This is a genomic window from Actinokineospora globicatena (genome assembly GCF_024171945.1).
In the GTDB taxonomy this organism is placed as follows: Bacteria; Actinomycetota; Actinomycetes; order Mycobacteriales; family Pseudonocardiaceae; genus Actinokineospora; species Actinokineospora globicatena.
On the sequence record NZ_JAMTCR010000002.1, the window covers coordinates 2,667,490 to 2,682,194 of the forward strand.

Annotated in this window: 14 protein-coding genes; 5 read left to right on the forward strand and 9 right to left on the reverse strand. The window is 72.8% G+C overall.

From position 1 onward, the window contains the following. Positions 1-31 precede the first annotated feature (31 nt). A complete protein-coding gene (locus LV79_RS12070; RefSeq protein ID WP_253835081.1) occupies positions 32-592 on the reverse strand; it encodes a DUF3000 domain-containing protein in 561 nt (186 codons plus the stop codon). Between the two features lie 140 nt (positions 593-732). On the opposite strand from LV79_RS12070, the gene hemE reads away from it, so the two are divergent. From hemE to hemQ, 3 genes are read left to right on the forward strand one after another with little or no spacing between them, the layout of a single operon-like run. After that, positions 733-1,800, forward strand: coding sequence for a uroporphyrinogen decarboxylase (gene hemE, locus LV79_RS12075; RefSeq protein WP_253835082.1), 1,068 nt, complete (start codon positions 733-735; stop codon positions 1,798-1,800). Next, positions 1,797-3,206, forward strand: a complete 1,410-nt coding sequence (gene hemG / locus LV79_RS12080) for a protoporphyrinogen oxidase (protein WP_253835083.1) — start codon at positions 1,797-1,799, stop codon at positions 3,204-3,206. The genes hemE and hemG overlap by 4 nt, the downstream gene beginning before the upstream one ends. 19 nt (positions 3,207-3,225) lie before the next feature. Then, entirely contained in the window at positions 3,226-3,918 is a 693-nt protein-coding gene (gene hemQ, locus LV79_RS12085) for a hydrogen peroxide-dependent heme synthase (protein WP_253835085.1), read from the forward strand. Here the strand turns inward: hemQ and LV79_RS34410 are convergent. Continuing rightward, positions 3,867-4,469 (reverse strand): hypothetical protein, encoded by a 603-nt coding sequence (locus tag LV79_RS34410; protein WP_253836065.1) that lies wholly within the window; start codon positions 4,467-4,469, stop codon positions 3,867-3,869. The genes hemQ and LV79_RS34410 overlap by 52 nt on opposite strands. Between LV79_RS34410 and LV79_RS12095 the strand changes: the two genes are divergently transcribed. Further along, a complete protein-coding gene (locus LV79_RS12095) occupies positions 4,470-5,171 on the forward strand; it encodes a CoA transferase (RefSeq protein ID WP_253836027.1) in 702 nt (233 codons plus the stop codon). It begins immediately after the preceding gene. Between the two features lie 419 nt (positions 5,172-5,590). Here the strand turns inward: LV79_RS12095 and LV79_RS12100 are convergent, their stop codons facing one another. Beyond that, entirely contained in the window at positions 5,591-8,815 is a 3,225-nt protein-coding gene (locus LV79_RS12100) for a S8 family peptidase (protein WP_253835087.1), read from the reverse strand. A 285-nt stretch (positions 8,816-9,100) separates the two neighbouring features. Here LV79_RS12100 and LV79_RS12105 point away from each other — a divergent pair, with 285 nt between their 5' ends. Further along, complete coding sequence (locus LV79_RS12105) at positions 9,101-9,859, forward strand: VOC family protein (protein WP_253835089.1); 759 nt, start codon at positions 9,101-9,103, stop codon at positions 9,857-9,859. A 405-nt stretch (positions 9,860-10,264) separates the two neighbouring features. Here the strand turns inward: LV79_RS12105 and LV79_RS12110 are convergent, their stop codons facing one another. From LV79_RS12110 to hisS, 6 genes are all read right to left on the reverse strand, one after another. Next, the gene (locus LV79_RS12110; protein WP_253835091.1) at positions 10,265-10,597 is read right to left on the reverse strand and encodes an SCO6045 C-terminal-like domain-containing protein; all 333 of its coding nucleotides are present in this window, start codon (positions 10,595-10,597) and stop codon (positions 10,265-10,267) included. Then, positions 10,594-11,397 (reverse strand): MbnB/TglH/ChrH family RiPP precursor modification enzyme, encoded by an 804-nt coding sequence (locus LV79_RS12115; RefSeq protein WP_253835093.1) that lies wholly within the window; start codon positions 11,395-11,397, stop codon positions 10,594-10,596. Before LV79_RS12115 ends, LV79_RS12110 begins: the two co-directional genes overlap by 4 nt. A 49-nt stretch (positions 11,398-11,446) precedes the next feature. Then, complete coding sequence (locus LV79_RS12120) at positions 11,447-12,352, reverse strand: TIGR04222 domain-containing membrane protein (protein WP_253835095.1); 906 nt, start codon at positions 12,350-12,352, stop codon at positions 11,447-11,449. Between the two features lie 255 nt (positions 12,353-12,607). Further along, entirely contained in the window at positions 12,608-13,036 is a 429-nt protein-coding gene (msrB, locus tag LV79_RS12125; RefSeq protein WP_253835097.1) for a peptide-methionine (R)-S-oxide reductase MsrB, read from the reverse strand. A gap of 37 nt (positions 13,037-13,073) precedes the next feature. Further along, positions 13,074-13,409, reverse strand: coding sequence for a hypothetical protein (locus LV79_RS12130; RefSeq protein ID WP_253835099.1), 336 nt, complete (start codon positions 13,407-13,409; stop codon positions 13,074-13,076). A gap of 35 nt (positions 13,410-13,444) precedes the next feature. Continuing rightward, positions 13,445-14,698, reverse strand: coding sequence for a histidine--tRNA ligase (gene hisS, locus LV79_RS12135; RefSeq protein ID WP_253836029.1), 1,254 nt, complete (start codon positions 14,696-14,698; stop codon positions 13,445-13,447). Positions 14,699-14,705: the final 7 nt, after the last annotated feature.

The window sequence follows — 14,705 nt, forward strand, 5'->3', positions numbered from 1 at the left end:
CACGGGCAAGGATCGGCTGGTCAGGGCCGGTCTAGCCGCCCTTGCGTTGTTCGAAGAGGGAGACGCCGACGGGGGGGAGGCCTACGACGCTGGCCATGAGGTCCAGGAAGGCCTCGCCGTGGGGGTGGAGGGGGCCGGTGGGGGTCCAGGAGGCGCGGAGTTCCAGGTCGTCGGTGCGCTCGGGGCCCGCGATGTCGCCGAAGCGGGCGGAGGAGGTGTCGGTGACCGTGCCGCCCAGGGCCGTGAACTCGGCGCCGGAGGCGTCGAGGGCGTCGGTGAGCCAGGACCAGCCGACGCTGGGGAGGAGGGGGTCGTCGGCGAGTTCGGCGTCGAGTTCGGCGCGGACGTAGGCGACGACCCGCAGCACGCCGTCCCAGGCCTGTTGGCCCTCGGGGTCGTGCAGCAGGATCAGCCTGCCGGTGGCCTGGACCTCGGCCGGGCCGGTGGCCTCCGCGGTCAGCGCGAACGCCCAGGGGGCCAGCCGCTGGGGTGGCCGGACCTCGGCCAGGTGCAGCTCAGGCCGGGGCCGCAGCGACTTCAGCGCCTGGACGGCCTGGGTGAAGAGTTCAGGCGCGGTCGACGTTCCAGTCACGACTGGTAACTGTAGGACCACCCGAGTCGGTGAGCGGGGAGGGCGCGCCGACCACGCACACCAGGTTCACGCCACCGACAGTGTGACCTTCTGCCCACGCGAACGGGGACGGGGGCGGTCGTGGGACCATGGCGGACGCGATGACTGAACTAATCACCCCGGCCGCCGCGCGCCGCCGGAGCCTGCCGACCGCACCGTTCCTGGTGGCCGCGCGTGGTGGTGTGCCGGACCGCGTCCCGGTCTGGTTCATGCGCCAGGCGGGTCGCTCGCTGCCGGAGTACCGGGCCCTGCGCGCCGGGACCGGCATGCTCGCCGCCTGCTTCGACCCGGCGATGGTCACCGAGGTCACCCTCCAGCCGGTCCGGCGGCACGGGGTGGACGCCGCGATCCTGTTCAGCGACATCGTGGTGCCGCTGGTCGCCGCCGGTGTGGACCTGGACATCGTCGCGGGCACCGGCCCCGTGGTCGCCTCGCCGGTGCGCGACGCGGCCGCCGTCGCCGCCCTGCCGACGCTGCACCCGCACCAGGTCGAGCCGGTGGCCGAGGCCGTCCGCATGCTGACCGCCGAGCTGGGCGAGACGCCGCTGATCGGGTTCGCGGGCGCGCCGTTCACCCTCGCGTCGTACCTGGTGGAGGGCGGCCCCAGCCGCAACCACGAGCGCACCAAGGCCCTGATGTACGGCGACCCGGTGACCTGGCACGCGTTGCTCGACCACCTCGCCGACACCGCACTGGGCTTCCTCCGCGCGCAAATTGCCGCCGGAGTGGACGCTGTGCAGCTGTTCGACTCGTGGGCGGGCGCGCTGTCCCTGCGGGACTACCGCGAGTACGTCCTCCCGCACTCGACCAAGGTCCTCTCCGGACTGGCCGACGCGGGTGTGCCCAGGGTCCACTTCGGCGTCGGCACCGGGCACCTGCTCGGCGCGATGCGCGAGGCGGGCGCCGACGTGGTCGGGGTCGACTGGCGCACCCCGCTCGACGTGGCCGCCCGCGCCGTCCCCGGTGCCGCGCTGCAGGGCAACCTGGACCCGGCCGCCCTGTTCGCCGGTGACGACACCGTCCGCCGCGAGGTCACCCGGATCATCGCCGAGGGCAAGGCCGCCAGCGGGCACGTGTTCAACCTGGGCCACGGCGTGCTCCCGGAGACCGACCCGGACGTGATCACCCGCACCGTGGCGTTCGCGCACAGCCTGTCGACCACGCGGTGACCCCCCGGGTCGCGGTCGTCGGCGGCGGGATCTCCGGGCTGGCCGCCGCGCACCGGCTGCGCGCCCTGCTCGGCCCGAGCGCCGAGATCACCGTCGTCGAGCAGACCGACCGGCTCGGCGGCAAGATCAAGACAGCCGAGGTCGCCGGTCGCCGGTTCGATGTCGGCGCTGAGGCCTACCTGGTGCGCCGCCCTGAGGTGGGCGCCCTGCTCGACGAGCTCGACCTCGCCGACGGCGTCGTGCACCCCACCGGCGCCCGTTCCACGGTCCGCGCGGGCGGCGTCACCCGGCACATCCCGGGCCGCCACGTCATGGGCGTGCCCGCCGACCCCGCTGCGCTCACCGACCTGCTGACCCCCGAGGGCCTGGCCAGGGTCGCCGCCGAGACCGACCTGCCGCCGCTGGTGCTCGACGGTGACACCGCCCTCGGACCGCTGCTGCGCGCCCGGTTCGGCGACGAACTCCCCGAGCGCTTGGTCGACCCCCTGCTCGGCGGCGTCTACGCGGGCGGTGTCGACGGCCTCGGGCTGCGCGCGACCCTCCCCGCCATCGCCGCCGCGCTCGACGCCGGTGCCACCTCGCTCACCGAGGCCGCCGCCCGCTCGCTGCTCACGCCCACCGGCAAGCCTGTCTTCGGGACCCTGCGCGACGGCCTCGGCACCCTGGTCGACCGCCTCGCCCAGTCCGCCACGGTCCGCCTCGGCGCCCCCGTCCGCGAGCTGACCCGCACCGCCACCGGCTGGCGACTCACCCTCGGCGCCAAGGCCCCGGCCCACCAGCCGCCCGACCCGGTGCTCGACGTCGACGCCGTGGTGCTCGCGGTCCCGGCCCCCGCCGCCCGCAAGCTGCTCGACGGCGTCGTCCCGGTCGCGTCCGCCGCGTACGGCAGGGTCGAGGTCGCGTCGATGGCCGTCGTCGCGCTCGCGTTGCCCGAAGGCGCGGAGCTACCCGGCACGTCCGGCGTGTTGCTCGGCGCGGGGGAGCGGCGGCTCGACGGCACCCGGTTCGCGGTCAAGGCGTTCACCTTCTCGGCGGCCAAGTGGGCGCACCTCGGCGGCGAGTCGGTGATCGTCCGCGGCTCGGTCGGCCGGTTCGGCGACCCCGGCGCCCTCAAGGCCGACGACGACGAACTGGTCCGCCTCGTGCGCGCCGATCTCGTCGAACTCACCGGCGTCACCGCGCCGCCGATCGACGCGACCGTCACCCGCTGGGGCGGCGGCCTACCGCAGTACGCGACCGGCCACACCGACCTGGTCGCCGAGATCGAACGCGCCGTCGCCGCCGAACCAGGGCTCGCCGTCGCGGGCGCCACGCTGCACGGCGTCGGCGTCCCGGCCTGCGTGGCGACCGGCGACGCGGCCGCCCGGCGTGTCGCTGACCACCTGCGGGAGCAGCGCGCCGGGTGAGGGTGCGACGATGGTCGGCATGGCCCGCCTGAACTTCGCCGAGCTCAACGACACCATCCGCTACACCATGTGGTCGGTCTTCCGGATCGAGCCGGGCAGGCTGCCCGACGACCGGGGCAGCGCCGCCGCGGAGACCACCGAGTACCTGGACGCGGTGGCGGGCAAGGGGGTCGTGGTGCGCGGCGTCTACGACGTCGCCGGGCTGCGCGCGGACGCCGACTACATGATCTGGTGGCACGCCGAGGAGGTCGAGCAGGTGCAGGCCGCCTACACCGGCTTCCGCCGCACCGCGCTGGGCCGGGCGTCGACACCGGTGTGGAGCCAGGTCGCGCTGCACCGGCCCGCCGAGTTCAACCGCAGCCACATCCCCGCGTTCCTCGCCGGTGAGGACCCGCGCCGCTTCATCTGCGTGTACCCGTTCGTCCGGTCCTACGAGTGGTACCTGCTGCCCGACGACGAGCGCCGCAAGATGCTGGCCGACCACGGCAAGGAGGCCCGCGACTACCCGGACGTGCGCGCCAACACCGTCGCGTCGTTCGCCCTCGGCGACTACGAGTGGATCCTGGCGTTCGAGGCCGACGAGCTGCACCGGATCGTCGACCTGATGCGGCACCTGCGCGGCACCGAGGCCCGGCTGCACGTCCGCGAGGAGATCCCGTTCTACACCGGCACCCGGGTGGAGCCCGCGGAACTGGTGGCGAACCTGCCGTGAGGCTCGTCGGCGACGAACGGGTCGTGGCGGGGCCGTACCGGGTGGCGCACCTGGCCGCGCGGTGCGTCGGCCTGGTCACGACCGCCGCCGCCGACCTGCTGCGGGACCGGGGGACAGACCCGGGTGAGGTGTCGGTCGACCTGCGGCACGCGGCCGAGTCCTTCCGCAGCGAACGGCACCTGCTCGTCAACGGCGCCCCGGTCGGCGACCTGTGGGCACCCCTGTCCGGCGACTACCGCGCCGCCGACGGCTGGCTCCGCTTGCACTGCAACTACCCGCACCACGAGGCCGCCGTCCGATCGGTACTGGGCGACGACGTCGCAGTCGCCGTCGCCCGCCGACCGGCGACCGAGGTGGTGGACGCGGTCTTGGCCGCAGGTGGCGCCGCCGCGGCGTTGATGTCGCCTGCGGCTTGGGCTGATCACCCGCAGGGGCGCGCGGTCGCCGCCGAACCGCTGGTCGCGGTGGAACGGATCGGGGACGGTCCACTTAGGCCACTCCCGCCCGCTTCCCGGCCGTTGGCTGGGGTTCGGGTGCTTGACCTGACGCACGTGATCGCCGGCCCTGTATGCGGGCGAACCCTTGCGGCGCATGGTGCTTCGGTTCTCCACGTGGGCGCCGAGCACCTCCCCGTCATGCGGCCGGTGTGGGTGGACACCAGCTTCGGCAAACGCAGCACGTGGTTGGACCTGCGTGATACCTCGCAGGCGGAGGTGTTGCGCTCGTTGTGGTCGGATGCTGACGTGATGATCCAGTCTTATCGGCCGGATTCGTTGGCTGCCAGGGGGTTTGGGCCAGCGGATGCTCCGGAGGGGACTGTTCTTGTGTCGTTGTCCGCCTATGGTCACTCGGGGCCTTGGCGTGGGCGGCGGGGGTTTGACAGTTTGCTGCAGTTGGCTACGGGGATCGCTCATCGGGGGGATGGGGCGCCGGTTCCGCTGCCCGCGCAGGCTCTTGACCACGGCACGGGGTGGTTGGCTGCTTCCGGAGTCATGACGGCGTTGCGGCGGCGGGCTGTTGAGGGCGGGACTTGGCATGTGCGAGTTTCGCTTGCTCGCACTGCGCGCTTGCTGGATTCGTTGGGGTGGATTGACTCGGTGGAGGACTTGTCGCCGGTCGATGGGTATTGCGATGAGGTGGATAGTCCGTTGGGGCGGGTTCGGTATTTGAGGGTGCCTGGGGGGCTGCCTGGGGCGCCGCCTCGGTGGGATTGGGGGCCGGGGGTTGCTGGTGGGGACCTGGCTGAGTGGTGAGGGTGGGTCTCTTGCCTCCGCTGCGCTGCGGTTGTCGGCTCGCCTGCGGCATTGCGGATTGAGCGCGAGAAGTGCGAAGGGCTCGATGCGGTGGACTTGTTTTGCGCGGGGCCCCTACGACACCCGGGGAAGGGCTAAAAGCAGGGGGCCAAAGAGCGGCCCTCCCTGCTGCCCGTCGACGCTACGGGTGCCGTCGCCCCACACAAAACAAGTCCACCCCATCGAGCAAGTTGGCACCAGCGCCTTGGTGGAGCGGTGGGCGGCCAACGTCGTCGGCGGGCGGCTAGGGGCAACGTTGTCGGCGGGTGTCTGCGGGCCGACGTTGTCGGCGGGTGCTTTTGGCCAACGTTGTCGGTGGGTGTGGAGAAGCGGCGGTCCATAGTGCAAAGTGGACCGCCGCCTCTAGAGGGGATGAGTGGTTAGCGCTTGGAGATCAGGTAGGCGCGGATGATGGTTTGGGTGGTGGTGCCGCCTCGGCCGTCGGTGGCTTGGGCTTGGAGGGAGACTGAGGTGGCGTTGCGGGGGTGGTCCAGGAGGAGGTCTGTGCCGCGGAGGTGGGCCTTGCGCCAGGTTTTGCCCTCGTCGTACGAGACGTTGACGGACAGGTTGCGGGGGGTGATGTGGGTGCCGTTCTCCAGTTGGAGGGATACCGGGATGGTGAACTTGCCTGCGGGGGCGGAGTTGTCGTCGCGCAGGGGGGCGTTGAAGCGCACTGTGGACAGTGGGATCGCCTGCTGGCGCGGGTCGGAGCGGAAGGTCCACGCGGCGGCGATCTTGGTGCTGACGCCGAAGGCGGGGTCGCGGGTGGCTTCGGTTTCCAGGCGGTAGTCGGCGGCCGCCTCGGGGACGGGGAAGATGCCGCCGCCCGGGGTGGGGGATTCGCCGATCTTCTTGCCGTTGCGGAAGAGCGTGGTCTTCGCGGAGGTCGTGTTGCTGAAGCCCGCGTTGCCGCCGCTGTCGCCCCAGAGGCCGATGTTGATCCCGAAGGTGTTGTTCCAGCGCTCGGCCCACGGGATCACGCTGCGGGGCAGGGCGGGGCCGAACACGCCGTGGTTCGTGCGCGTGCGGTAGGTCTGCCCGGCCTTGGTGCGCACCGGTTCGCTGGTGAACACCGTGTCGACCGACTCCTGGTCGGGGCGGCCGATGAACACGTCGCCCTGCCACTGGACGCCGCCCGCGTTGACGTACTCGACGACCTCGCCGCCCTCGAAGGCGCGGCCGGTGCTGACGGTGATGCCCCGCCCGTCCAGCGAGTACGGGTACAGCGCCCGCCCGGCGTTCGACCCGGGCAGCCCCGGTCCGACCTTGGTGCGCAGCGTGGCCACGTCACCGCGCCGCACGACCCGGGTGAACCCGGTGGGCACGGACTTCTCCTGGTACCAGGCGAAGTTGTAGAAGTCGCCCGTGTTGGTCACGTCGTCGTAGTAGACCGCCGCCAGCGCCCAGATGAGCACGTTCGCGGGCAGCTCCGGCCCGATCTGGCCGATGCCGAACCCATCGAACAGCGGTCCGGCGATCCCGAGCCCGAAGCGCCGACCGCCGATCGGGGACAGCTCGTAGCCCGAGGACGCCACCCACAGCGGGACCCGCGGGTCCGGCGGCGTGACCCGCACCGGCTTGGTCTTGCGGGCGTCGACCACGACCTCGGTCGCGCCCTTCACCTCGAAGGCCGGGTACGGCAGGCTCCGCACGTCGGGCTTCTCGCCGGTCGTCGCGTACACGCTGTCGAGCACGTACGCGCCCTTGGGCAGGCGCACCGTCGCCACGCCCGAGGCGTCCGGCGTCGCGCCGCCGAAGTAGTCGGAGTACAGGCCGATGGCCAGCGTCCGCCAGTCAGTGCTCGGCTTGCCGTCCGGGCCCAGGTACCGCAGCCGCACGTCGTAGCTCTCCACCTCGCGGTCGAGCGCGACCGGGGTGCTCAGCGACTGCCCGCCGCCGGTGGCGGTGACGGCGCCGGAGTAGCCGCCGTCGAGGGTGCCGAGCCGGGAGTCACCGGTGACCTTGGCCGTGGCGGTCCCGCCCGCGGGCACGGTCAGCTTGGCGGGGGTGACGCTGAAGAACCCGGCGGGCGCGGGCTTGCCGTCCGGTCCGGTGCCGGTGACCGCGAGGTCCAGCGCCACCGGTGCCGACGAGGTGTTGCGGTAGGTCAGGTCCTTGGTGACCGCGGTGTCGTCGTTGTGCGGCCACTGCAGGGTGCCGAGGCTGACCGAGGTGGGCTGGGTGGTCAGCGCCTGGGTGAGCGCCTTGGCCACGTCGACCCGGCCGGAGCCCTGGGCGAACACCGACTCGCCCGCGGTGGGTTTGGCCGAGGCGGTCAGGACCGCCTTGAGCTGCGCCCCGGTCCACTCCGGGTGCTGCTGGGCCAGCAGCGCGGCTGCCCCGGCGACGTGCGGCGCGGCCATCGAGGTGCCCGAGAGCCCCACGTAACCGGGCTCGACCGGGTCGCCGATGACCCCGTTGGCGGCCTTCGCGGCCACGATGCCGGACCCGGGCGCGGTGACGTCCGGTTTGATCGCGCCGTCGCCGACCCGCGGGCCGCGGCTGGAGAAGAACGACACCGTGTCGTCGCGCTCGACCGAGCCGACGGTCAGCGCCGCGTCCGCGCTTCCGGGGGTGCCGACCGATTGGCTGGACGGCCCGGAGTTGCCCGCGGAGACGACGAACAGCGTCCCGCGCTCGGCGGTGAGCCGGTTGACGGTCTCCTCCAGCGGGTCGACCTCGGGGGTGTCGCTCGCGCCGAGGCTGAGGTTCACCACCTTCGCCCCGGAGTCCACCGCCCACTCGACGCCCGCGATGATCCACGACAGCTGCCCGCCGTCGCGGCTGAGCGCCTTGGCGTCGAGCACCTTCGCGCCGTTGGCGACACCCCGGTACTTGGCGCCGCCGCCCGCGACGATCGAGGCGACGTGCGTGCCGTGCCCGACGACGTCCTCGGCGCTCGGGTCGTCGGTGAAGTTGCGCTCGCCGACCTCCCGGCCCGCCAGGTCCGGGTGCGTCTGGTCGATGCCGGTGTCGACGACGCCGACCGTGACGCCCGCGCCGGTGAGCCCGGCCTGCCACGCCGCCGGGGCGCCGATCTGCGCTGTGCTGCGGTCCAGGGAGGCTTCCACCTTGCGGTCGAGCCACACCTTGCCGCCCGCGGCTGTCAACGCGCGCCACGAGTCCGGTAGCGCTGCCTTGTCGGCGGAGAGCGCGCGGGCGCCCGCGACCGGCAGTTCTCGCACCGAACGCACGCCTGCCGCGCGGGTGCTCGGGCCGGTCTGGATCAGCGGCAGGTCCGCGCGCCTGTCGTCGTAGCCCGCCTTGGCGAGGCCCGCGACGTCGAACAGGTCGCGGTCCAGCCTGCCGGAGAGCACCAGCGGCATCGCGTCGGACGGGAAGACGTAGTTGTGCTCGCCGCGGGTGTAGGTCTGGAAGACGATCCCGGCGCGGCGCTTGTCCGGCAGGATCGCCGTTCTCGTCCCGCCGCGCGCGTCGGCGCTGACGCGCACCTTGTCGCCGGTCAGGAGCGTGACGGTGGTGGCCGGTCCGGTCTGCCGCAGGCCTTGCCCGGCGGGAGCGGCCGCCGCCTGCGGTGCGACCGCGAGCGCCAAGCCGAGGACGAGCGTTGTCGAGGTGAATGCTGCTGTGGTGCGGATTCGCATGGAGTACCCCGGTCCTTGCTCGGAGAAGGGGAACACTGAAGGGCCGTCGACACGGCTGTGGAAAAGGAATGTCGAACGAAAGGCCCCAGTGCGGAAGAAGCTATCCAGCCCCGCTCGGCGATCGCAATCCGCCAAGTGACTGATCGATCCGACCGCGCGGCGCACCAGGGGTTCCCACCCCTCGGGAACGGTCCACAGGCGACAGCGTGGTGCGCCACCGGTCCCCGGGGTTAGCGTTGCGCCATCCGCACGTCCCGGCGGAGCGCGACTACCAGGAGGTATCCCATGGTCACCCGTCCCACCGCATGGCCGGTAGGCACCCCGTGCTGGATCGACCTCGGCGCCGACGTCGAGCGGGCAGCCGCGTTCTACTCGGCGCTGTTCGGCTGGCGGGTCGAGATCGGGCCTGCGGAGTTCGGCGGGTACGCGAACTGCTACGTCGGCGAACACCCGGTCGCAGGCCTCGGTCCGCTGCAGGAGGGCCAGGTCAGCGCCTGGGTCACCTATCTGTCCACTGAGGACGTCGAGACGAGCGCGGCGGCCATCGGGGCGGCGGGCGGCCAGGTGGTCGTCCCACCGATGCCCATCGGCGGCCTCGGTGCGATGACCGCCGGGGTCGACCCGGTCGGGGCGTTCTTCGCGCTCTGGCAGTCGGGCACGCACACCGGCACCAACCTCACCGGCGAGCCGGGCTCGATCGTCTGGGCCGACCACCTCAGCGACGACCCCGAGGCCGCGAAAGCCTTCTACGGCAGCCTTCTCGGCCACACCCACCGCGAGGTCCGGCCCGATCCGCACTACAGCACCGTGCACCTGGGCGACGACGACGAGCCGGTCGCCGGACTCGGTACCGCCGCCGCGGGAACCCCACCGCGCTGGACGGTGTACTTCGAGGTGGAGGACGCCGACGCGGCCGTGGCCAAGGTCATCGAGCTGGGCGGCACCGTGCAAGAGGGGTTGACCGACACCCCTCACGGCAGGCAGGCGGTGGTGACCGACGACCAGGGTGCGCGTTTCGTGGTGAACACCTCGCCCAAGTCCTGACCGGGACGCGGGAGCGGGTGGCGGCCGTTCCCCCAGTAGCGGTGGCCTCCGCCTCCCCAGTCCAGGACCGGCGGTGGCGCGGTGTCACCGGGTGCCCGAGTCGGTCCAGGGGAGGGGGCTCGATGAGCAGGTGGATCGGTTGCCGTATAACGGTTTCCGGGCAGGCGGTGCCACGAAGACAAGTGGTCTGGTCCAGCTCGGCGATGTTGCCGCGGCGCGACCCGCTGCCGTGGGCGTTCGCCGTGGTCGTCTGCACCACGTTCTCCGGGCGGTCCCGGTGATCGGACCGCCCCGCTCGACCACCCCGTGGTGGGGGAGCGCGTCACCACACCGCTGGGCGGCAGGGGTCCGGCGGCTGCGGTGACCCGCCCGGCCTGGTGGCGCCCCCGAGCACCACCAGGCCGGTCACCCGGACCGCCGCCACCAGCGGCGGCGCGCGCGGCGCAGGTGCCCGCGCTCGGTCGCCCAGGCCGCGAACGCGACCGCGTCCTCGCGGAATCGCGACCCGTCCCGGCGCGGATTGGCCAGCGCGTATTCGGCGAACAGCTCAGCGAACCGATCACCGAGTTCCTCGGCCGTTCCCGGATCGATTTCCCGCACGATCCGCCGCCTTTTCCCCAAAAGCGCGGCGGCCTCCACCCGAATGGCACCGGGGTCGAACCCGGCGGGTGGACTGCCACCGGCCAACAAGGACCGCAGCAATTCGCCCTGGGCGGCGGCCACCTCTTCGCGGCTCACGCGGCCACCACGGCGCGGATCGCGGCGAGCTCGTCGGCCAGCACCGCGTCCGACGGGTACCGGTCGTCGCGCTCCAGCAGCACCCCCGGCGGCCGGACCCGCGAACACAGCTCCCCGAGCAGGTCGAGCACGCCCTGGGGCACCGCGTGGGCGTGCGTGTCGTGGTAGACCCCGTCGACCTCGACCCCGCCCGCCACGTGCACGTAGGCCAGGCGCTCCAGCGGGATCCCGTCGAGCAGCTCGACCGGGTCGGCGCCCAGGTTCTTCGCGTTGGCCCACATGTTCGCCACGTCGACCAGCAGCAGGCAGTCGGTGCGCTCGACCAGCTCCCGCAGGAACCGCGCCTCGGTCAGCTCCGCGTTCGGCCACTCCAGCAGCGCGGCGATGTTCTCCAGCGCCAGCGGCCTGCCCAGGATCGACCGCGCCTGGGTCACGTTGGCCACCAGCACCTCCAGCGCGTCGCGGGTGCGCGGCACCGGCATCAGGTGCCCGGAGTCGAGCCCGCCCGCCCGCACGAAGCACACGTGGTCGCTCACCAGCGGCGCGTCCAGCAGGTCGGCCACCGCGGCCAGGTGCTCGACCCGGTCGGTGTCGAGCGGCTCGGCGCCGCCCAACGACAAGGAGACGGCATGGGGGAGCACCGGGAGCCCCCTCGCGCGCAGCACGCGCAGTGACTCCGGGAGGTGGTCGCGGTGGATGTTCTCCGCGACGACCTCGACGAAGTCGACCCCCTGCATCCGCTCGACGGTCAGATCGATCTCCGACCGCCAGCCGATGCCCACTCCCAAGTGCTCACCCATGCCGCCATCCTCCCCCCTGTCCCCCTCTTATCTCCCCACCCCGGGGCGTCTAGGCACCTCCACCACCCCCGCAGCCCCCGCCGCCTCCGCAGCCCCCGCCGCCACCGCAGCCGTGCCCGTGGCCGCCGCCGCCCGCGCAGCCCACCGAGTGCGCTGACGAGGAGCCGTCCGCGGTGCTGTGCGTGCGGGACGCCGTCGCGAAGCGGGCGACCGTCTCGTCCGGGTGCCCGGCCAGACCCGCGAACACGACCACCCCGACGGACCCGCTGAACACGTAGTGGTCGGCCAGCGGGCTCCCCTCCCGCCTGGCCTGCCTGGTCTCCCGCAGGACCCGGTCACCGGCGTAGGTCCGCTCCGGCACCGCCGCCGCCGCGATGAGCGCGGTCAGCCCCATCGCCGCGATGACCGCCGCGGTGAGCCAGCCAGGGCCGGAGCCACCGACCTCGCTCGCCCAGCGCACCACCCCGAGCACGGCCACGACCGCCATCGGCAGCGCCGAGCGCCGCGACCACCGCCGCCGCTGGTCGACGACGAGCCCCCTGCGGGCCAGGCTCTCGCCGATCGCGGTCACCACGCCCCGACCCGCGACCGCCGAGATCAGCACTCCCGGCCACCGGTGCGCGCGCTGCTCGATCACCCGCAGCACCGCGGCGTCGACCTCGTCATCGCGCTCGCCCTTGCCCTTGCCCTCGCCGCCCGCGACGACCGACAACCGCCCGTCGCGGGTGGCCCGCAGCTTCCCCTTGTCCAGCAACCTGGTGATGGCGAGTTCGACCACCCGCCGGGCACCGCCCGCGAGGTAGGCCACCTCCTCCACGCTCAGCCGCTCCCCACCGCTGTCCCTGCCGCCGCGGGCCTTGATCCGCACGGCCGCGGCGAGCAGCGCCGCGAACGCGATCGCGACCAGGTACAACCGAAGGAAGTCAGGTCCCGCGACACCCCATGCTCGATCCATCTCTCCCCCTGCCCCAGAGGAGCGCCCACCCGCGGCTTTCCCCTGTGTCCCACCGGGTTTCCGCTCCCGGTCGAGACCCATGCTCGGGGTGCTGTGACCGGGCGCACAAGCGGGCTTGAGCAAGATTTAGGGGTACCGGGGGCTGGATTTAGGCTTCTTGACGTGGCCTTGATGTGACCCGGCGGTAGGGGTAGGACGACTCCGCCCCGCCGGGCAGGACTACCTGCGCGACGGGGCGGAGTCGAACGGCCGACCTCAGGCGTCGGGCACCAGGGTCAGCGAGATCGAGTTGATGCAGTAGCGCTGGTCGGTCGGCGTCGGGTAGCCCTCACCCTCGAAGACGTGCCCCAGGTGGCTGTGGCAGCTCGCGCACAGCACCTCGGTGCGCACCATCCCGTGCGCGCGGTCCTCGCGCAGCACGATGCTCTCCCCGGCCAGCGGTGAGAAGAACGACGGCCACCCGCAGTGCGACTCGAACTTGGTGTCACTGCGGAACAACTCCGCGTCGCACGCCCGGCACCGGTACACCCCGACGGTCTTGGTGTCGGTGTACTCACCGGTCCACGCCGGTTCGGTGCCCGCGTCGCGCAGCACCGCGAACTCCTTGGCGGAGAGCTGCGCGCGCCACTCCTGCTCGGACCTGACCACGCGCGGTGTCGCGCCGACCACCGGTTCCCTACCCACGTCCGCGTTCACTCCTCGGTTCTGCGGCTGATGGTGCTCAGCCGAACAGGACGCCCACGATGAACACCAGCGCGTCCCACGCGGCCACCACCACTCCCAACAAGATGAGGCCCGCGAGTATGCCCGCGGTGAGCCGGTAGTGACCGCCGAGCCGGTTGGCCGACTCGGCGAAGTCACGCACCCCGCCCAGGTACCCCTCGACGGTGTAGCTCGGCCGCACCTGCTCCACCCGGTCCAGGTGCTCGGCGAACTCGCGCGCCTCCGGATCGGCCGGGTCCAGCCCGACCAGGTCCTCGTGGAACCGGTCCGCACGGGCGCGGCGGACCGCGTCATCGGACTCCTCCGAGTCCCCGAACGTTCCTGTCGCGGCCATGCGTCCACGGTAACCCGGAGGTCCAGTGATCCGGCTTACCTCCCGCCGAGCGGACGCTCCTCCGGTGCCGCCGCCGCGTCCTTGACGTGCACGACGGCCGTGAAGCCCCACTCCTCCAGCTTGCCCAGCTGCGCGCCGAACTTGCCCCGCCTGCGCACCGGCGACGCTGTGCGGCCGCCCTGGCGCAGCTCGCGGGCTGTCGCGGTGACCACGGGCAGTGGCACGTCGGCTTCGTAGAGCACCGCCACGGCGTCGGTGGTCTTGGCGCCGTCGACCAGGTCGACGATCCGCTCGAAGCCGATCGAGAACCCGCAGGCGGGCACGTCGCGGCCGAGGGAGCGGCCGATGAGCTTGTCGTAGCGGCCGCCGCCCGCGATGGCGCTCGTGCTCGCCGGGTGGGTGATCTCGAAGATCTGGCCGGTGTAGTAGCCCATGCCGCGCACCAGGGTCGGGTCGAACTCCCAGGCCAGCCCGGCCACGGCGGCCAGCGCGGTCGCGGTCTCGGCCAGGTCGGCGACGACCTCGTCCGGCAGCCCGGGGACGGCCTCGAGCAGCCGCTTGTCCAGCGTCGCCGGGTCGCCGCCCTGCAGGCCGGTGATGCTCTCCTGCAGCCGGTCGATCGCGGCGTCGTCGAGGCCCCGGCTGGGCAGCTCGGCGCGCACCCCGTCCCAGCCGATCTTGTCGAGCTTGTCCAGGGTGATGAACAGGCCGGTCCACGCCTCTTCGGGCAGCCCGACCGAGGCGGCCAGCGCGGACAGGAACCGCCGGTCCGACACCCGCACGGTCGCGCCGCTCAGGCCCGCCGCGGCCAGCGCCTCGGTGGTCGCCTCGATCAGCTCGACCTCGGCGAGCACGCTCTCCTCGCCGAGCATGTCGATGTCGCACTGGTTGAACTGGCGGTAGCGGCCCTTCTGCGGCCGCTCCGCGCGCCAGACCGGGCCGAACTGGAACGACCGGAACGGCTGCGGCAGGCTCGCCTGGTTCGCGCCGTAGAACCGGGTCAGCGGGACGGTCAGGTCGTAGCGCAGGCCCAGGTCCACCAGGTCGGCCAGCGCGGTGTCGGCGGCGACGGTCTCGTCGAGGCCGCGGCGCAGCACCCGGTAGATCATCTTCTCGTTCTCGCCGCCCTGGCCGCCGGTGAGCCGGTCGATGCCCTCCAGGGCCGGGGTCTCCACGCGCTGGTAGCCGTACCGGTGGTAGACCTCGGTGATCCTCGCCAGCACGTGGTCGCGCACCGCGACGGTCGCGGGCAGCAGGTCACGGGTGCCCCTGGCGGGGCTGTTGTCCATCTTCACC